General features: G+C 44.5%; 14 protein-coding genes and 2 rRNA genes. 9 read left to right on the forward strand and 7 right to left on the reverse strand.

The window, feature by feature from the left end; all coding sequences use genetic code 11:
* Nucleotides 1–12: 12 nt before the first annotated feature.
* The 5 genes from AC060N_RS03845 to AC060N_RS03865 all read left to right on the forward strand — a co-directional run bounded on the left by AC060N_RS03845 (nt 13) and on the right by AC060N_RS03865 (nt 7,795).
* Nucleotides 13–2,897, forward strand: a 23S ribosomal RNA gene (locus AC060N_RS03845).
* A 223-nt stretch (nt 2,898–3,120) separates the two neighbouring features.
* Nucleotides 3,121–3,231 (forward strand): 5S ribosomal RNA (gene rrf, locus AC060N_RS03850).
* Between the two features lie 103 nt (nt 3,232–3,334).
* Nucleotides 3,335–3,499, forward strand: a complete 165-nt coding sequence (locus tag AC060N_RS03855) for a hypothetical protein (protein WP_479525958.1) — start codon at nt 3,335–3,337, stop codon at nt 3,497–3,499.
* 493 nt (nt 3,500–3,992) lie between these two features.
* Nucleotides 3,993–6,182, forward strand: a complete 2,190-nt coding sequence (locus AC060N_RS03860) for a tetratricopeptide repeat-containing sensor histidine kinase (protein WP_479525959.1) — start codon at nt 3,993–3,995, stop codon at nt 6,180–6,182.
* A 119-nt stretch (nt 6,183–6,301) separates the two neighbouring features.
* A complete protein-coding gene (locus AC060N_RS03865) occupies nt 6,302–7,795 on the forward strand; it encodes an IMP dehydrogenase (RefSeq protein ID WP_479525960.1) in 1,494 nt (497 codons plus the stop codon).
* 91 nt (nt 7,796–7,886) lie between these two features.
* On the opposite strand, the gene rlmD is transcribed toward AC060N_RS03865, so the two are convergent.
* Entirely contained in the window at nt 7,887–9,305 is a 1,419-nt protein-coding gene (gene rlmD, locus AC060N_RS03870; RefSeq protein WP_479525961.1) for a 23S rRNA (uracil(1939)-C(5))-methyltransferase RlmD, read from the reverse strand.
* A gap of 203 nt (nt 9,306–9,508) precedes the next feature.
* Here rlmD and AC060N_RS03875 point away from each other — a divergent pair, with 203 nt between their 5' ends.
* Nucleotides 9,509–11,464 (forward strand): ABC-F family ATP-binding cassette domain-containing protein, encoded by a 1,956-nt coding sequence (locus AC060N_RS03875; protein ID WP_479525962.1) that lies wholly within the window; start codon nt 9,509–9,511, stop codon nt 11,462–11,464.
* Nucleotides 11,440–12,228, forward strand: coding sequence for a 23S rRNA (guanosine(2251)-2'-O)-methyltransferase RlmB (gene rlmB / locus AC060N_RS03880; protein ID WP_106542467.1), 789 nt, complete (start codon nt 11,440–11,442; stop codon nt 12,226–12,228). The genes AC060N_RS03875 and rlmB overlap by 25 nt, the downstream gene beginning before the upstream one ends.
* Here rlmB and AC060N_RS03885 read toward each other — a convergent pair.
* Nucleotides 12,225–12,695: an Lrp/AsnC family transcriptional regulator gene (locus AC060N_RS03885; protein ID WP_106542466.1), complete on the reverse strand. Its 471-nt coding sequence runs from the start codon at nt 12,693–12,695 to the stop codon at nt 12,225–12,227. The genes rlmB and AC060N_RS03885 overlap by 4 nt on opposite strands.
* Before the next feature lie 338 nt (nt 12,696–13,033).
* Here AC060N_RS03885 and AC060N_RS03890 point away from each other — a divergent pair, with 338 nt between their 5' ends.
* Nucleotides 13,034–14,230: a transglutaminase-like domain-containing protein gene (locus AC060N_RS03890; RefSeq protein ID WP_479525963.1), complete on the forward strand. Its 1,197-nt coding sequence runs from the start codon at nt 13,034–13,036 to the stop codon at nt 14,228–14,230.
* A 78-nt stretch (nt 14,231–14,308) separates the two neighbouring features.
* On the opposite strand, the gene AC060N_RS03895 is transcribed toward AC060N_RS03890, so the two are convergent.
* From AC060N_RS03895 to AC060N_RS03910, 4 genes are all read right to left on the reverse strand, one after another.
* On the reverse strand, nt 14,309–14,845 hold the full coding sequence (locus tag AC060N_RS03895; protein WP_479525964.1) for a nitroreductase family protein: 537 nt from the start codon (nt 14,843–14,845) through the stop codon (nt 14,309–14,311).
* 117 nt (nt 14,846–14,962) lie between these two features.
* Nucleotides 14,963–15,442 carry a hypothetical protein gene (locus tag AC060N_RS03900; RefSeq protein WP_463230638.1) on the reverse strand — a complete coding sequence of 160 codons (480 nt, stop codon included), beginning with the start codon at nt 15,440–15,442 and terminating at the stop codon, nt 14,963–14,965.
* Between the two features lie 517 nt (nt 15,443–15,959).
* Nucleotides 15,960–16,364 (reverse strand): hypothetical protein, encoded by a 405-nt coding sequence (locus tag AC060N_RS03905; RefSeq protein WP_479525965.1) that lies wholly within the window; start codon nt 16,362–16,364, stop codon nt 15,960–15,962.
* Nucleotides 16,361–16,939, reverse strand: a complete 579-nt coding sequence (locus AC060N_RS03910; RefSeq protein WP_479525966.1) for an RNA polymerase sigma factor — start codon at nt 16,937–16,939, stop codon at nt 16,361–16,363. The genes AC060N_RS03905 and AC060N_RS03910 overlap by 4 nt, the downstream gene beginning before the upstream one ends.
* A 206-nt stretch (nt 16,940–17,145) precedes the next feature.
* On the opposite strand from AC060N_RS03910, the gene AC060N_RS03915 reads away from it, so the two are divergent.
* Nucleotides 17,146–17,487 (forward strand): DUF6249 domain-containing protein, encoded by a 342-nt coding sequence (locus tag AC060N_RS03915; protein WP_106542460.1) that lies wholly within the window; start codon nt 17,146–17,148, stop codon nt 17,485–17,487.
* 78 nt (nt 17,488–17,565) lie between these two features.
* On the opposite strand, the gene AC060N_RS03920 is transcribed toward AC060N_RS03915, so the two are convergent.
* Nucleotides 17,566–18,843 carry a M64 family metallopeptidase gene (locus AC060N_RS03920; protein ID WP_479525967.1) on the reverse strand — a complete coding sequence of 426 codons (1,278 nt, stop codon included), beginning with the start codon at nt 18,841–18,843 and terminating at the stop codon, nt 17,566–17,568.
* Nucleotides 18,844–18,895: the final 52 nt, after the last annotated feature.

Consider the following 18,895-nt stretch of genomic DNA (forward strand, 5'->3'; position numbering starts at 1 on the left):
CGAACAAGGCGAGAGAAAGTACGAAAGGGCGTACGGGGGATGCCTTGGCTCTCAGAGGCGACGAAGGACGTGATAAGCTGCGAAAAGTCGCGGGGAGGTGCAAATAACCGTTAATCCGCGAATATCCGAATGGGGCAACCCACCATATGTAAGTATGGTATCCTGTTATGCAGGAAGCTAACCCGGAGAACTGAAACATCTAAGTACCCGGAGGAAAAGAAAACAAAAGTGATTCCCCTAGTAGTGGCGATCGAACGGGGATAAGCCCAAACCGGAAGTGTTTCGGCACTTTCGGGGTTGTAGGACTGCGCTATACGAAGTAAGACGAAACGGAAGTGTTCTGGAAAGTCACACTACAGAAGGTGAAAGTCCTGTACGTGTAAGGCTTGCGGAGTTAGCAGTATCCTGAGTAGGGCGGGACACGCGAAATCCTGTCTGAATTTGCCAGGACCATCTGGTAAGGCTAAATACTACTGAGAGACCGATAGTGAACCAGTACCGTGAGGGAAAGGTGAAAAGCACCCCGAACAGGGGAGTGAAAAAGTACCTGAAACCGTACGCCTACAAGCGGTCGGAGCCCTTTAGGGGGTGACGGCGTGCCTTTTGCATAATGAGCCTACGAGTTACTCCTCACTGGCAAGGTTAAGTGGTTCAGCCACGGAGCCGAAGCGAAAGCGAGTCTGAACAGGGCGGTATAGTCAGTGGGGGTAGACGCGAAACCATGTGATCTACCCATGACCAGGTTGAAGTCCCGGTAACACGGGATGGAGGACCGAACCAGGGGACGTTGAAAAGTCCTTGGATGAGTTGTGGGTAGGGGTGAAAGGCCAATCAAACTTGGAAATAGCTCGTACTCCCCGAAATGCATTTAGGTGCAGCCTTGGTTATGAGTCTTGCAGAGGTAGAGCTACTGATTGGATGCGAGGGCTTCACCGCCTATCAACTCCAGACAAACTCCGAATGCTGCAAGATGCTCACCAGGAGTGAGGGCGCGGGTGCTAAGGTCCGTGTCCGAGAGGGAAAGAACCCGGACCATCAGCTAAGGTCCCCAAGTGTATGTTAAGTTGAACAAACGAGGTCTGATTGCTTAGACAGCTAGGATGTTGGCTTGGAAGCAGCCATTCATTTAAAGAGTGCGTAACAGCTCACTAGTCGAGCGGTCGGGCGTGGATAATAATCGGGCATTAAACATACCACCGAAGCTATGGATTGTAAATTTATTTACAGTGGTAGGGGAGCATTCCGGTCGGCGCTGAAGGTGTACTGCGAGGTATGCTGGAGCGTCCGGAAAAGCAAATGTAGGCATAAGTAACGATAAGGCAGGTGAGAAACCTGCCCGCCGATAGACTAAGGTTTCCTGATCAACGCTAATCGGATCAGGGTTAGTCGGGACCTAAGGCAAAGCCGAACGGCGAAGTCGATGGCGAATCGGTTAATATTCCGATACTTCTCTTGACTGCGATGGGGTGACGAAGTGATGAAAGACCCGCGTACTGACGGAATAGTACGTTGAAGGGCGTAGGTGATGATACTCATAGGCAAATCCGTGAGTAGAGCCGAAACCCGACAGTACCGAGAGCCTTCGGGCAATCGGATAGTGGTCCTAAGGGCTTCCGAGAAAAACCTCTAAGCTTCAGGTCAGGAGAACCCGTACCGTAAACCGACACAGGTAGTCAAGGAGAGAATCCTGAGGCGCTCGAGTGATTCGTGGCTAAGGAACTAGGCAAAATGGCCCCGTAACTTAGGGAGAAGGGGCGCTGGCGCGAGCCAGCCGCAGTGAAAAGACCCAGGCGACTGTTTATCAAAAACACAGGGCTATGCTAAATCGCAAGATGATGTATATGGCCTGACACCTGCCCGGTGCCGGAAGGTTAAGAGGGGATGTTATACTTTCGGGTAGAAGCATTGAATCGAAGCCCCGGTAAACGGCGGCCGTAACTATAACGGTCCTAAGGTAGCGAAATTCCTTGTCGGGTAAGTTCCGACCTGCACGAATGGTGCAACGATCTGGGTACTGTCTCGGCCACGAGCTCGGTGAAATTGTAGTAGCGGTGAAGATGCCGCTTACCCGCAACGGGACGGAAAGACCCCGTGAACCTTTACTGCAACTTCACATTGGTTCTGGGTAAGTGATGTGTAGGATAGGACGGAGACATTGAAGCGGGTTCGCCAGGATTCGTGGAGTCATCCTTGAAATACGTCCCTTTGCTTGCCTGGGGCCTAATCCAGAAATGGAGACAGTGTGTGGTGGGTAGTTTGACTGGGGTGGTCGCCTCCAAAAGAGTAACGGAGGCTTCTAAAGGTGCGCTCATGGCGATTGGTAACCGCCAGCAGAGCATAATGGTATAAGCGCGCTTGACTGTGAGACTCACAAGTCGATCAGGTAGGAAACTAGAGCATAGTGATCCGGTGGTTCCGTATGGAAGGGCCATCGCTCAAAGGATAAAAGGTACTCCGGGGATAACAGGCTGATCGCTCCCAAGAGCTCATATCGACGGAGCGGTTTGGCACCTCGATGTCGGCTCGTCACATCCTGGGGCTGGAGAAGGTCCCAAGGGTTGGGCTGTTCGCCCATTAAAGTGGCACGCGAGCTGGGTTCAGAACGTCGTGAGACAGTTCGGTCCCTATCTGTTGTGGGCGTAGGAGACTTGAGAGAGCCTGACGTTAGTACGAGAGGACCGCGTTGGACATACCTCTGGTTTACCAGTTGTTCCGCCAGGAGCACCGCTGGGTAGCCATGTGTGGAAGAGATAAGCGCTGAAAGCATCTAAGCGCGAAGCTCGCCTCAAGATGAGGTCTCCTTAGAGGGTCGTTGGAGACTACGACGTTGATAGGTCGCAGGTGTAAAGACGGTGACGTCAAAGCCGAGCGATACTAATTGCCCGAAACTTTCCTTGCCGGTTTTATAAATTGGTGTTTTTGTTGTAATGAAATTGTTTTCTTCCAGGGTTCATGTCAGTAATAGTAAGTTTTAAGTCGAAAGATTTAAGTTTTAAGAAAAGGGAGAACGCCGAAAAGCGAAGTCCGGCCCGACATCAAAGAGCATCTTAACACTTAACACCTAAAACTTAATCACTATTACAAAAAATATTGTATAGCTGAAAAGCAAAGCTGAAAACTTTAGGTGGCTACAGCGACGGGGTTCCACCTCTTCCCATTCCGAACAGAGAAGTTAAGCCCGTCAGCGCCGATGGTACTGCAGAGATGTGGGAGAGTAGGTCGCCGCTTATTTTACTTAAAGCCCGGTTCCTTTATTGGAGTCGGGCTTTTTTATATCCGAAAGACAATAGACTTCAGATATTAGACACCAGATAAGAGACAAAAGACACCGGTCTTGATATTTAAGATATTGTACACTCTGAAGGGATTGATTAGTGAGTTCCGGTCCGACCGGGAATGGATTGGAGTGATTGTGTGTGTGAAGGTAGCCAAACGGCTGCCTTTTTTTGTTTATGAAGAAGTACTTTATCCATCCTATATCGACTCCATATCGCTTTAGCGAGGTAATCTGCAAAGTATTCTTTTGACTTTTTCCGCGGAAGCGTAAAAAAGAGTTAACGTTTTTGGGGATTTTATTCATCTTCTTCTTTTCAATTTATCCTATACTCATCCTTTACTGCTCTTGGGCTCATATTTTTACTGCTTCTCTGTATAGAATGAAACCAAACTATTTTCTAACTCTTTTCTGGTTAGTGAACTACATTGTCAGAGCGCAGATTGTGGGAGTTTTGTAAAATAAATTTATACGAATCATCGTTTTCCCTTTACCTGTATGCGGATTATCTCATGGCAGGCTGATTAATTTCGTTTTGAATTAGAAAGGTTGTTATATCAACACTTTAAATATTAGGAAAATATTGGAGGGGAGACATTATAAAACTGTACACTCATTTTCGGTAACCAGAGTTATTGTTGGGATTCTTTTACTCATTGTTTCGGGATGCCATTCCAAAGATGGAAGTGAACAAAATAGGCAGCAACCCAAGAGTGAGTTGCGTGCGCTTGTTACGAAATATGACAAGTATCTGACTAGTGCTTACGACTCATCACGGGTGATTTTGCCCGAGCTATTGGGTAAAATTGACTCGGTGTCAAAAGTGACTCCAGATTCTGTGGTGTCGGTAATGGCACATGTAGCAGGGCAGGAAGCTGTGAAAGGTAATATCCACCTGGCGGATAGTTTGTCGAATCTGGCAGGAACTTATGCTCTGCAGCTGAATGATTCTTCCCTGTTGGCAGTAGTTCTGAATGCGAAAGGCAAGATCATGCAGATAAAAGGTCGCCGGGACTCTGCATTTTACTACTACAGTAAGTCATTACATATTGCACAGCTAAGGCATGATGCGATTGCAGCATTACCTGCTATGATTAACTTAGGAAATGCGATGATTGACCGGCATAATTCCGAGACGGGCATTAATTACCTTAAAGAGGCTCTGGAGATTGCCAGGAAGAGGAATAATAAGAAATACATGGCGGTATTGTATAATAACCTCGGAAAGGCATTTGATATTCGGGGAAATTATTCGATGGCGCTACAGTATTATCGTGCTGCTCTTGATACCCTCGAGAGATTGAAAAGTAAAGAATACTACCTGGAACCACTAAATAATCTGGCCAACATTTATCTCTATCTGGGTAACGATTCATTGGCTATGGAGTATTACCAAAAGGTAGGAAAGTTAGCGGATTCGCTTAATTACCAGAATATGCAGGCTACTGCACTTATCAATATTGGTAATTTGTATTATGAGAATAATGAAAATGCAAAAGCATTAAAATACACCAAGGCGGCAAATGCACTCCTTGCCGGACAATATGAGTCTTATCTGCATTCCATTATATACCTGAACCTGGGCTTAATACATCGAAACCTTGGAAATGCCAAAGTTTCCTACAAAGAAATTAGTAAGTCAATTGAGCTGGCTCGCAAATTTCATATTTATGATGTCCTTGGTGAGGGATGTATGCAAATGGCCCGGTACTACGAAAATCACAATCAATTTCATCTGGCTGCCCAATATGCGAATGAAGCATACCAACTCGCTGTTAGTAATAATATGTTGAACCTCTTGCCCGAAACCAGCAAGCTGATTGCTGATAATTATCGGGCGGCAGGTAATACAGGCAAGGCGTTGAAATTCTATGATTTATATAGTAAGTATAACGCTCAGTACCAGGACACCATCAATAATAAAACAACCCGCAATTTTGCTTTCCTTTATGAATTGCAGAAAAAGGAGACGGCCAATAAAATCCTGATGCAGCGTCAGCAGCTCGACAAACAGGTGCTGGCTAACGTCCGTTTGAAGCTGGAACAACAGCGAATACTGATTTTTCTATCGATCATTACCATCATCAGTGTGTTGCTGATATCCATTCTCTTGTTCTATCGTTCCCGGTTGAAGTCGAGACTGAACAACGCACTGATTTCAAATAATAACGAAATAACGGAGCAAAATAAGTTACTCGAAAAGGAGAATGCCTTCAAGAATAAACTCATCTCAATTATTTCGCATGATATTAAAAGTCCGATGATGTCGCTCTACAATATCCTGGAGTTGCTTTCCGTTGATGAATTGTCGGAAGAGGAAAAGCGCGAGCTGATCCGGGATAACATGCAGCTGACAGACAGGGCGCTGAATATGGTAGAAGATCTCCTGTCGTGGACACGGCAGCAGCTGAATACAACAACTGTGTATTACACGACGATTAATGTGTATGATTTGGGTAACGAAATCATCACGTTTTTTCAACCTGATGCCCGGGAAATGAATATCAACCTGGTGAATGCCTGTTCACCGGAGACAACTGTATATAGTGATTACCAGATGTTGAAGATGGTCATTCGTAATCTGTTTTCCAATGCCTTGAAATTTACCCCATCGGGCGGTTATATTGAGATGGGAGTTTCGAAAACCAATGGCCATGTTATTTTGTATGTCACCGATACAGGCGTTGGAATAAAACCGGAAGACCAATCGAAGATTTTCAGTGAAGAAAAGTATTTTACCACCAATGGTGTCCGGGGTGAACGTGGAAACGGACTGGGCTTGAAACTTTGCCGGAATTTTGTGGAAAAAAGCGGTGGTAAAATATGGCTGGAGAGCAAGCTGGGCAAAGGTTCTACTTTCTTTATCGAAATCAAACGAAGCAGTAATTCTCCTTCTGTTCCGAAATAATTGTCAGCTTTGGCAGTATCGAAATCATATCAATATTTTGTAATTTAAGACTGGGTTGGTTACCTTTGCGAAATTTTTCAAAGCAATAGCGTGCATTAACACACAACAATCCAATCGATATGGCCCAGTATTATAACGAAGTATCCCGGACATTTAACGAGTACCTCCTGATTCCCGGACTTACAACGAAAGAGTGTACTCCCAATAATGTTTCGCTGAACGCTCCACTGGTCAAGTACCGGAAAGGAGAAACGCCCTCTCTCCAACTGAATATCCCGTTTGTTTCAGCCATTATGCAGTCGGTTTCCGACCATAATCTGGCAATTGCACTGGCGCGAAATGGAGGTTTGTCCTTCATTTTTGGTTCTCAGCCGATTGATACGCAGGCTGAAATGGTGAGAAGAGTGAAAAAATTCAAAGCTGGTTTCGTGATAAGTGACTCAAACCTCACTCCCGAACATACACTGGCTGATGTTATTGCATTGAAGAGAAAAACCGGTCACTCTACGGTAGGAATTACCAACGATGGAACTCCGAACGGTGTTCTGATGGGGGTAGTAACCAGTCGCGATTATCGCGTTTCCAGAGACAGTCTCGACAAACCAGTAAAAGAGTTTATGACTCCGTTTTCAGATTTATTTGTCGGTAAATTGGGGATTTCGCTGAACGAAGCCAATGATATTATCTGGGAGAACAAGTTGAATAGTCTCCCGATTATCGATGAAAATCAAAAGCTGCAGTACTTCGTATTCCGCAAGGATTATGACGATCACAAGGACAATCCCAACGAATTGTCAGACAGCAGCAAAAAGTTGATGGTCGGTGCCGGTATAAACACACGCGATTATAAAGAACGGGTTCCTGCACTGCTCGAAGCTGGTGTGGATGTGATGTGTATCGATTCATCCGACGGTTTCTCTGAATGGCAGGGCGAAACGCTTCAGTATATTAAGAAGACTTACGGCGACGACGTAAAAGTGGGAGCCGGAAACGTCGTCGATAAAGAAGGTTTCCGCTATTTGGTAGAGGCTGGCGCTGATTTCGTGAAAGTCGGAATCGGCGGTGGCTCGATTTGTATTACCCGCGAAACGAAAGGAATTGGCCGTGGACAGGCAACGGCACTGATTGAAGTTGCTGAAGCTCGCGATGAATATTTCCGGGAAACCGGTATTTACGTCCCGATTAGTAGTGACGGCGGCATTGTGCACGATTATCACATGGTGCTGGCATTGGCCATGGGAGCTGACTTCCTGATGATGGGGCGCTATTTCGCCCGCTTCGACGAAAGTCCGACCCGGAAGTTGAAAATAGGTAGCAACTACATGAAGGAATACTGGGGCGAAGGTTCGAACCGTGCCCGCAACTGGCAGCGTTACGACATGGGCGGCAGCGAAAACCTGAAGTTCGAGGAAGGCGTTGATAGCTACGTGCCGTATGCCGGAAAACTGAAGGACAACCTGGATATTACCCTGGGAAAAATCAAATCGACCATGTGCAGCTGCGGTGTTTTGTCGGTGAAAGAGTTGCAGGAGAATGGTAAGATAACGTTGGTTTCATCGACCAGTATTGTGGAAGGTGGAGCGCACGATGTGGTTTTGAAAGACCAGTCGTAATAACTTAGCGATATACTAAAAAACGCCGGTCAGAAGTTTGTTGCTTCCAACCGGCGTTTTTTTATTTTGTTCCGCTTAGCGGAAAATTATCTCATTCGTTTTCCCGTTTTTCGAGCAATACCACATTTTCCACGTGGTGTGTATGAGGAAACATATCGACGGGCTGAACTTTTACCACTTTATATCCCTCATCGAGCAAGTTCAGGTCGCGTGCCTGCGTGGCGGGGTTGCAGCTTACATAAACAATTTTTTTCGGTGCAGCCTGAAGAATTACTTTTATTACATCGTCGTGCATGCCGGCGCGAGGCGGATCGGTGATGATGAGAGCCGGCTGTCCATTTTGCTCAACGAATTCCGGCGTTAAAATGGCTTTCATATCTCCGGCAAAAAAGGACGTATTCTGAATGTCATTTAGTTCCGAATTCACTTTCGCATCTTCGATGGCTTCCGGCACATATTCGATTCCAACTACTTTCTTCGCTTTTCCGGCGACGAAATTGGCTATGGTTCCGGTTCCGGTATACAGGTCGTAAACCACTTCGTCTCCCGAAAGGGAAGCATAGTCGCGGGCAATTTTGTACAGTTCATATGCCTGCTCCGAATTGGTTTGGTAGAACGATTTCGGCCCTATTTTGAACCGTAAACCTTCCATCTCTTCGAAAATGTGATCACGTCCCGAATAGCAGATAATCTCCTGGTCGGTGATCGTATCGTTGGCTTTCTCGTTAATCACGTACATCAGCGACGTGATTTCAGGGAACTTTGTTTTCACATGTTTCAGCAAAGCAACTCGTTTTTCTTCACTTTCGTGGAAGAATGAAACAATGACCATCAACTCGCCGGTACTGGCCGTCCGGATAATCAGGTTACGCAAAAAGCCTTCCTGGTTTCGGATATCGAAAAAGGAGAGGTCGTTCTGCAAAGCATACGCTCTGATTTCATTCCGGATGGCGTTGGAAGATTCAGTCTGAAGCCAGCATTTTTCAATGTCCAGCACTTTATCGAACATTCCGGGAATATGAAATCCCAAAGCGTTCATGTTCTCAAAGGTTTTCTGCGTATCAATCTCTTCCTGCGTAAGCCAGCGTTTGTTAGAGAACGTAAATTCGAGCTTGTTTCGGTAGAAAGTCGTTTTTTCGGAACCTTTGATGGGCGTAATTTCGGGCAATTCAACATGTCCGATGCGCGTCAGCTGATCGGTGACCTGTTTTTCTTTATAGAAAAGTTGTTTATCGTAAGGTAAGAACTGCCATTTGCAACCGCCACAGGTCCCAAAATGCTGACAAAACGCTTCGGTGCGTTCGTCGGAATATTCGTGAATATTGACCACACGCGCTTCCATGAAACGGCGCCTTTTTTTGAAAACCTGTAAATCGACAACGTCGCCCGGTACCACGTGCGTGGTGAAAATGACGACATCATCCACTTTCGCAACTGCTTTTCCTTCAGCTCCTACATCCGCAATGGTTACCTTTTCGTAAAGCGGTAACGGCTTTCTTCTTCTGCCCAAAATCTTCGGTTTTAAATTTTCCCAAAGATATAAATTCATCGGGTACTGTGAGCGCTTATTGTAATCGACCAAAAGGTTTGATTTTGAGTGGGTAATTTCTTGCAGGGAGAGAACAAAAACCGTGGTTGATAATCCGAACCAACCAATGGGAGCCCTGTAAATTCTGTTATCTTTGTCCCAATTTTAGAAGAAGCAGTGTTTTTATGATTTCAGTCGAAGATTTACACCTCGAATTTGGTGGATTTGAATTATTCAAGCAGATAAGTTTTATCGTGAATCCGCGGGACCGGATTGGTCTGGTTGGACGAAATGGTGCCGGTAAATCGACACTGCTGAAAATTTTCTCCGGGCAAATGCAACCCAGCTCCGGCAGGGTGGTAAAACCGGGAGATTTTCGCATTGGCTATTTACCGCAGCACATGGTGACAGCCGATGGAAAAACGGTGATGGAAGAAGCGGTTACGGCCTTCGACGAGATTGTAGGACTGGAAAAACGCATAGAGCATCTGAATCATCAGTTGGCTACCCGCGAAGATTATGAGTCGGAGGGCTACCACAAAATCATAGAGGAAGTTACCGAAGCGAATGACCGTTTTCAACTGCTGGGAGGTGGTAATTTTCATGCCGATATTGAGCAAACGCTGGTTGGTCTCGGATTTAAACGTTCGGATTTCAATCGGCAAACGACTGAGTTTTCCGGAGGTTGGCGAATGCGTATCGAGCTCGCGAAAATTTTGCTGGCCAAGCCGAATGTTTTTCTGCTCGATGAGCCGACCAACCACCTGGATATCGAATCAATTCAGTGGCTGGAGAACTTCCTGAAAGATTACGCCGGAGCGGTGGTACTGGTTTCGCACGACCGTGCATTTCTCGATAATGTGACCAACCGGACGGTGGAAATTTCGCTGGGTAATGTGTATGATTACAAAGTTAGTTACTCGAAATATGTTGAGTTGCGCAAAGAGCGCCGCGAACAGCAGATGGCGGCTTATCGCAATCAGCAAAAAATGATTCAGGATACGGAGGAGTTCATTGAACGTTTTCGCTATAAGGCGACGAAAGCAGTTCAGGTGCAATCCCGTATTAAGCAGCTGGAAAAGATCGACCGCATCGAGATCGATGAAGAGGACGTTCGTTCGCTGAATATCAAGTTTCCGCCGTCGCCGCGTTCCGGTAACGTCGTTTTCGAGGCAAAACAAATGAGCAAAAGTTACGGTGATAACCTGGTGCTGAAAGACATTGATTTGACCATCGAGCGGGGCAATCGTGTGGCTTTTGTCGGGAAAAATGGTGAAGGGAAAACCACGCTGGCGCGGATCATTATGCAAGAACTGGAGTTCAATGGTCATGCTAAGTTGGGGCATAATGTGAAAATCGGATACTTTGCCCAAAATCAGGCTTCGTTGTTGGATGAGAATGCAACGGCATTCGATATCATCGACAGGATTGCTGTAGGTGATGTCCGGACAAAAATTCGGGATATTCTTGGTGCGTTCATGTTCAGCGGCGAAGATGTCGATAAGAAAGTAAAGGTGCTCTCGGGTGGTGAACGCTCTCGCTTAGCGATGATTCGTTTGTTGTTGGAACCGGTGAACTTCCTGGTACTCGATGAGCCGACGAACCATCTGGATATGCACTCGAAAGATATTCTGAAACAAGCGCTTCAGGATTACGATGGAACCTTGTTACTCGTTTCGCATGACCGTGAATTTCTTGATGGTCTGGTGGATGTGGTTTACGAGTTTCGTGATAAGAAAGTGAAGCAGCATCTGGGCGGTATTTATGAATTCCTCCGTCGGAAGAAGATGGACTCACTGAAAGAACTGGAGCGAAAAAATAATAATCAATCAACTCAGCAGGTCGTCGAAAAAGAAGAGAAGAAAAACGATGGCCCGGAGCTTAGTTACGAAGAGCGGAAGGATGTTAACCGGACCATTTCGCGGCTGGAGAAACAATTGAGTGAAGCAGAGGAGAAGATTACCTCGCTGGAAACTGAGATTGAGGAGATGGACGGGCGGTTAGCCAATCCTGATAGTGAAGATATGGAGCAATTACTCTCAACTTATTCCCGGAAAAAGGAAGATCTGGATAAAGAGATGGAGAACTGGGAGGAAACAACTGAAGAACTGGAAGAATGGAACGCAAAAAAAACGTGGTAAGACATCATCGTGCCCCAATCGATAAAAGCACTTACGTGTTTGGCACACGCGCTGTTATCGAGGCGATTAAATCGGGCAAAGAAATAGAGAAAATCCTGGTAAGAAAGGGGCTTTCCAACGAGTTATCACGTGAGTTGTTCTCTCTTGTCCGGGAGATGGACATTCCGGTTCAGAATGTTCCGATTGAACGTATCGACCGGATTACCCGGAAGAACCATCAGGGAGTACTCGCCTTTCTTTCTCCGATTACCTACCAGAAAATTGAAAATATTATTCCCGGAATTTACGAAAAAGGCGAAGTTCCGCTGATATTGGTACTCGACAAGATCTCGGATGTTCGGAATTTTGGAGCCATTGCCCGATCGGCCGAGGTGGCCGGAGCCCATGCCATCGTTGTTCCCGAAAAAGGTGCTGCGCAGGTAAATGCAGATGCGCTGAAAACATCCGCTGGTGCTTTGAATATGATTCCGGTTTGCCGGGTGAAAAGTCTTCGCGAAGCCATTGTGTTTCTTCAGGAAAGCGGTTTACACATTCTGGCTGCGACCGAAAAGGGTGACAAAAATTATTTCGAAACTTCAATGCAGGAGCCGACGGCTATTGTTATGGGAGCGGAAGATAAAGGCATTGAACCTGAATTATTGAAGTTCGCTGATGAGTGGGTTAAAATTCCGCAATTCGGGCAGATTGCTTCGCTGAACGTTTCGGTAGCGGCATCGGTGTTAATTTTCGAAGCTGTTCGTCAGCGTATGCAGGCAAGTTCCTAATCCTTGTAAATGGGAACCTGTCGGTTGAACGTTTCTTCCAGCGAGATAAAGGTTTCTGTACTGGTAATCCCTGAAATCCGCTGGATTTTATCGTTTAGAATTTCTTTCAAATGCTCGTTGTTCCGGGCATAAACCTTCGCAAAAATCGCGTACTGACCTGTGGTATAATGACACTCAACAATTTCGCGAATCGACATTAATTCCCGGGCAACTTTATGGTATAACTCTCCTTTGTCCAGGAAAATTCCAATATACGTACAGGTGTGGTAATCTACTTTCTTCGGATCGATATTGTAACCTGACCCGGTGATGACCTGCATCTCGATCATTCGATTGACCCGTTGGTGCACAGCTGCACGGGAAATTCCACATTCAGCGGCAACATCCTTAAAAGGTATACGGGCGTTCTGGCTAATGATATCCAGTATTTTCAGATCGATTTCGTCGAGATGGTGTTTATGTGTCATGGTCGCTAATTTTTCCTTTTTCAAAAATAAGATAAATGTTTATAAATCTTCAATAAACAATTCAACTTTGTCGTCAATTCTAACAATTCTTAACTTTTTGTCAGAGAAAACAGATTTTTGATTTCGGTTGAAGTGTGGTGCTACCTTGAGGCGGCATTAACTTGATTTCTTGTGGGAGCGTAAAAGACACAAAGTAAAGAGTAACATTATTGTATGGATTTGGATTCAATATGAATTAAGCTCTTCTGAAAACCAGACCATTATTGTTTTACCAAATATTTTGCGAGGCAGGTAAAAATATCTTAATTCGTGAAAATATTATTTAGTTAAACATATCGATGTATCGAATACTAATCATCCTACTACTTGCCGGTTTTACTACTTCTTGCCATGATTCATGGCATCGTGACCTGAGCAAACAAGAGAGACAGCTCGTTCGTAAGGCCCTTCGGAAAGCGGACGATAACAAAAATGAGTTAAAAATCGCGCTGAAAGACGCGAGTCATAATGAAAAGCAGGCGATGGCTTTTCTGATTGGTTATATGCCTGAGCGTGATTTGAAATGTCTTTCCGCTGAGTTTTTGATAAAGAACGTGGACAAAGCTTTTCAAGCCCGTGATAAATTCAAATGGTGCGCTGCATTACCCGATTCCATTTTTTATAACGACGTTCTGCCCTACGCTGTTCTTTCAGAAAAGCGCCAGTGTTGGCGGGAGGATTTTTACAACTGGTTTGAACCGTTGGTAAAAAAAGCTCCGGATGTCCGGGCGGCGATTGACAGCGTTAACCGACACATCAAAGACGTGCTGAAGGTGGAGTACAATACCAAACGGAAAAAAGTTGACCAGGCACCGTATGAATCCATTCAGCAAGGAATGGCAACCTGCACCGGTCTTTCCATTTTGCTTGTGGACGCTTTTCGCGCGGTTGGAATTCCCGCCCGCATTGCCGGAACGCCCATGTGGACCAATATGCGGGGCAATCACACCTGGGTAGAAGTTTGGATTGACGGGAAATGGTACTTCACCGAGTACTATATGGACGCACTAAACAAAAGCTGGTTTCTGGCTGATGCCGGGAAAGCAGATCCCGAACAACCGGAGCATCGCATTTATGCTACATCTTATAAGCCTACCGGGATGGTGTATCCGTTGGTTTGGGATGAGCAGGCGACTTATGTACATGGCGTTGATGTGACCCAACGTTACATCGACCTGTACCGCAAAGAAATGGCCAATAAACAATTGGAAAAAGACGAGTTGTGGGTAGGGGTTGTGTTGTTGAAGGACCCGAAAGCGCCAGAAGACGACAGTAATAACCGGGTGCATGAAAAAATAACTGTTACACACGATGGGGAGCAAGTCGATTTTGAATTCTCTCCGTCGCCAACTGATGATATGAATCGACTTTTGCCCTTTTGTTTGAAGAAAGAAACAACTTACCAGTTTGAATACATGGGGAAAGACAGCACATTGAAGAAAAAGACCCTGACAACAGGGACAAGTGACCAGGAAATGCTGCGCTTATATATGTAAGAAAAAAAATATGTTGCAACGGATAAAAAAAGAGAAGTCAGTTTTGGCTTCTCTTTTTCTTTGCAGAAGAAATGTTTTTCAGAATTTCATCTTCGAATCGTAACTGTTCTTTCTGACTTTTGACCAAATCAGGTCGTCATCATCAAGAGGCGTTCTTTCCTGTCCTTTGTAGCCAATTCCTATAATGGAGAGAACTTCCATATCAGCCGGAATATCAAAATGGCGCCTCAAATACTGAGTTGCGCTAATCTCCTCGTCATGCGAGCGGTTGCGGACCTGCACCCAGCACGAACCCAGCCCAAGGGACTCAGCTTCTACTTGAATGAGTGTCGACGCGATGGAGCAGTCTTCAACCCAAACATCACTCTTTCCGGGTGCACCCAAAATGATGATCGCTAATGGAGCATTGGCCAGAAAAGATGAACCATGAGGCTTGGTATAGGCCATGGCTTTTAGTTGGTCGGCGTCGTCGACAAGCAGAAATTCCCAGGGACGATTATTTTTCGAAGACGGTGCCAGTAAACCGGCGGTGATGAGTTGTTTAACTTTTTCAACTTCAACCGGTTTGTCGAGAAATTTTCTCGTACTGCGACGGTGGTAAAGTAGGTCGAGCATAGACGTTTTATTTTCAACAAAATTATAACCTTTCTGACAATTGTGGATGCGGTCCGAACATAAAAAAAGCCTTCCGGTTACCGGAAGGCTTTACATCGTTTAATCCTGTGTGAATACTTACTGTAAAATGTGCTTGTAATTGTTGTTTACCAACTCAGGCAGGTATGCTGCAATGAGACTGAGCGCTGTTTGATCGTCTACAGGTTCTGAACTGATAATGCGTTGCTGTTTAACGGCTGCCAGGTTAATAACGTTGTCGCGAATAGCGCTGGGTACATGAGCCTCAGAATTTTTAATCAGGCGTGCTCCAAAACCTTTCTTTGAAGATACATAACGTACCTCGAGGAATTTACCACGAACGATGTATTGAGTTACACCTTTCTCAACCGATTTTACAATTTTAATACTGTTAGCTGAATTGGAATATTCCAGGTTCCATACATCGGTATGGCTGGTTCCCATATTTTCAACAGCTGTGATTTTGAAATCATTCAAATCATTGCTGTTTTCATTACCAATGGCAAATGTTGTATTGCTGAAGAGTGATATAACCAATGCCATGATTGTAATTGCGAAATATTGCTTCAAGTTTTTCATGACTTAGAATTTTTAGTGTGTGTTTAACTGGTTTTAAATTGTAATTGATGATGCAAATCAACTACTTTTTTTGAATTCCGCAATCGCTTTTTGAAAGGGAAAATACCATTGGTGAGTGTTGCAAAAATGTGTCTACTTTATCTTTTAAATTAGGCGATTCAGGTTTTCGATTTCTTGGAAGTGTTCAATGGATTTTTGATTTCGGTTATATTCGGTTTTATTCATTTAAGTAACAAAATGAAAGTTGTATGTTGTACAGCATAAAAGTAAACTTAAATTCATGTAATGGTCAAGAAATCAATATATGAACATGTATTACAACTATGCTAAAACGGAGAATTGACTTCACGAAAATTGAAATAGAAACGCTTTTGGTTATGAATTAAAAGTGAAAGTGGTGTTTTTGGTGGTTTTTTGACTAATCAGACATCGATTGAAAGAATCTTATTTCATTGGGCATAAAAAAATCCTTCATTTTAAAACGAAGGATTTCTCATTTATGATGGATTGTATTTGTTTAATTGTGTCGTGCCATTCGGGTATAAAGCTGGTCGAAGAACCAAAGGGCAATAATACTGAGTGCTCCAACACCGACAGCCGGCGATATTCGGTTCAGTTTCTCAAAGAAGTCGGCGATAAATGTCCAAATATATTCCAGGTTGACGCCGGCAACGGTTTGTGAATCGACAGTTGAATCGGCAACGCCCATGGCATTTTTCAACATGAAAAGCACAATGATCAGCAGGAAGAAGAAAATTCCAACAATCCACCAGGCTTTTCGACTAATGATCGGTTTGTAAGCCGTGGGATTTTTTGACCACTCCGTCATAATTTCCTGCATGACCTTCCGATTGAAATCTCCGGGGGCTTTCTCCTCCGGCATTTCATGGAACCACTCCTGTAATTTGTCGTTGGTGCTCATAATATCGAAATTATCTCGTCCTTCAAAATACCCTTCAATAACTCAAAAAGTTTCTTTCGTCCCCGGTGAAGTTTCACCTTCACATTCGACTCGGTCAGATTGGTGACCTCGGTTATTTCGGTAACCGAGAGCTCGTCGAAGTAAAACATCACCAGTAGACTGCGATCTTCTGGAGCCATTTTATTCAGTGCTGCCTGAAGATATTGTTGTCTTTCTTCTGAACTTAAACGACTCAGAGCCGTTTCGGTTTCTTCTACTTCCCCGTCAGTGATTCGAACGTCTTCGAGACTGACATCTCTTTTATTTTGTGATGAACGAAGTCTTGAAATGGCATTGTTATAAACAATCCGGTAAAACCACGTTTTGAATGCAGCGCCACCTTTAAACGACGGCAAAGCACGATAGGCTTTTATAAATGCGTCCTGCGCCGCTTCCTCTGCCTCTTCTCTGTTGAGTAATATCTTCAGAGAAACATGAAAAGCTAAGTCTTTGTACTTTTCAACCAGGTGAGAAAACGAACCGGGATCGCCATTTAAAATTTCCCGGATGTAATATTCGTCTTTGTTGGTTACCATTTCTGACCTATTAGACGATGCCCAATGTAGATTCGTTACACGTTACTGAATAAATTTACAATAAAGACTCCAAAAATGTAACTGACGTTGCGTAATATCTTTCTTAAGAATGGATTTCAGATGTCAAAAAAAATGAATAGAATGTGTAACCTGTTGAAAAACCCCGGCGTCAAAAGGGCAGAATGTTGAATTAAAAATCATGTGTTATGGCACCATTTGTTGTATCGATATTAGTTCCGATTGGCTTTTTTGCCATGTTATTCGGAATTCTTTACGTGTACTATTCTACACGTAATCGTGAGCGTCTGGCGATGATTGAAAAAGGAGCTGATGCTTCCTTGTTTCAAAATCCCGATCGAGTTTCCAATATATTTAAGTGGGGAATGTTTATGGTCGGTATCGCAGTTGGAATCATTTTGGCATCGGCTTTATCTTCTGCGAATGTTTTAGCTGAAGAAGTTGCTTATCCTTCTATGATCTTCCTTTTTGGAGGCTTGTCACTTATCGTTGTTCATTTGATTGAACGGAAAAGAGAAACGAAAGAGTAAGAAGAGATGATAGCTGGTTGATGGACAAAAAAGGGCTGCAGTAATTTGCAGCCCTTTTTTATTGCTATCGGAATACGATTATTTTGTGTACGTATCGATGACCCGGGTGATGGCCCTTTTACAAACAGGACAAAAACCTGGTGCTTCGTTGGATTTCATCCGGCAGTCTTCGTACGGACTGTAAACTCCTTTACTCATATAACCTCCGCCTTCGAAAGCACCTACTTTGTTTTTGTATTCCGGAGTGCGTGGTGTCGGAATTGGTGTGGAAGGAGCAACCATGTCTTTCCATTTCTTTCCAAAGTCGACCAGAGTCGTCAAATTGGGTTCCCATGGCTCCACTTTCAGATTGTAATAATCTTCGTATGCTACTGTCGAAGTGTAATATTCATCGCCAAGTCCGGCAAATCCGTGCCCGAATTCATGTACAAATACCAGTTTCGACAAGTTGTGGTCGGCTGTACAAACGTTGATGAAATTGTAAAATCCACCTCCGCCGTACTTAACCGAGTTGACCAGCACGATTACCTGGTCATAAGGAACACATGCAGCGGCATCACTGACTGATTTCATGTCGGTCGTGGTCAGATAGCGTGGCACATCGAATGTGTAGAAGGTTGTATTGAAAGCGGTGTTTTTGTATACATGCTGGCCGGGAATATCGGTCCCGGAGTCAACCGATGGCGTTTCCACCGCATAAACGTTGAATTTATTTTTGTTTTCAGAAAACGGCGATACGGTGAAAAGGTAATTGGTCATGCGGGTGGCATCGCGGACAAACTTGTCCATCTGGTCGGCTGTGTAACCTTCGGCTAAAATGGCAATGTCGACATGATTTTCCGGTTTACCGGAATTCACAATATCAACCACTTTTTCTTTCGCCGGTGCTTCATTGATGATGAAATAGTTTTTCGGGTCGATATCGGTCTGAAAAACCGAAACAAATTTGCCGTCCCAGTTTCGTTGGTCAATTTCAAGACTGACTTCATTTTTGGGAAAGGGAAAACGAAGCACCTGGTAAAACGAACGCTCTTGTTTTTTTGCTTCCGCTGTAGTTTGCCATTCCTGGAAAAGGGGCGCAAAGCCGCGGCTGAAAATCAATTTGCCGCTTTTTTTATCGAATACTCTGTAACGATAAGCTCCCAGGTTCAACGTATCAACCAAATAATCATGGGAACCACTCCAGAACTTTTCCCGTTTAGTGGTAGCAGGGAAAACATGAACGGTTTTGTCGTTTCCGGCAAGTAAATAGTCAAAGCGAAGTGCTCCATCCACAAAATATTGTCCGAATCGGGGAGAGGACATAGCAGAAAAGGGCAATAATATGAAAAGTATGTTTACAAGGATGTTTTTCATGAAGGTATCTTTAGTTATTTTTGTTTTCGTGGACGGTAAATTAATCAACCTT

This window comes from Prolixibacter sp. DSM 2831 (genome assembly GCF_056493735.1).

Bases quoted from the DNA above. Each gene is read 5' to 3' on its own strand.
- AC060N_RS03865 (WP_479525960.1), top strand. From the start codon at position 6,302: ATGGCCCAGTATTATAACGAAGTATCCCGGACATTTAACGAGTACCTC.
- rlmB (WP_106542467.1), top strand. From the start codon at position 11,440: ATGGAACGCAAAAAAAACGTGGTAAGACATCATCGTGCCCCAATCGAT.
- AC060N_RS03910 (WP_479525966.1), bottom strand. From the start codon at position 16,939: ATGGTAACCAACAAAGACGAATATTACATCCGGGAAATTTTAAATGGC.
- AC060N_RS03900 (WP_463230638.1), bottom strand. From the start codon at position 15,442: ATGAAAAACTTGAAGCAATATTTCGCAATTACAATCATGGCATTGGTT.
- AC060N_RS03890 (WP_479525963.1), top strand. From the start codon at position 13,034: ATGTATCGAATACTAATCATCCTACTACTTGCCGGTTTTACTACTTCT.
- AC060N_RS03885 (WP_106542466.1), bottom strand. From the start codon at position 12,695: ATGACACATAAACACCATCTCGACGAAATCGATCTGAAAATACTGGAT.
- AC060N_RS03905 (WP_479525965.1), bottom strand. From the start codon at position 16,364: ATGAGCACCAACGACAAATTACAGGAGTGGTTCCATGAAATGCCGGAG.
- AC060N_RS03915 (WP_106542460.1), top strand. From the start codon at position 17,146: ATGGCACCATTTGTTGTATCGATATTAGTTCCGATTGGCTTTTTTGCC.
- AC060N_RS03895 (WP_479525964.1), bottom strand. From the start codon at position 14,845: ATGCTCGACCTACTTTACCACCGTCGCAGTACGAGAAAATTTCTCGAC.
- AC060N_RS03920 (WP_479525967.1), bottom strand. From the start codon at position 18,843: ATGAAAAACATCCTTGTAAACATACTTTTCATATTATTGCCCTTTTCT.
- AC060N_RS03875 (WP_479525962.1), top strand. From the start codon at position 9,509: ATGATTTCAGTCGAAGATTTACACCTCGAATTTGGTGGATTTGAATTA.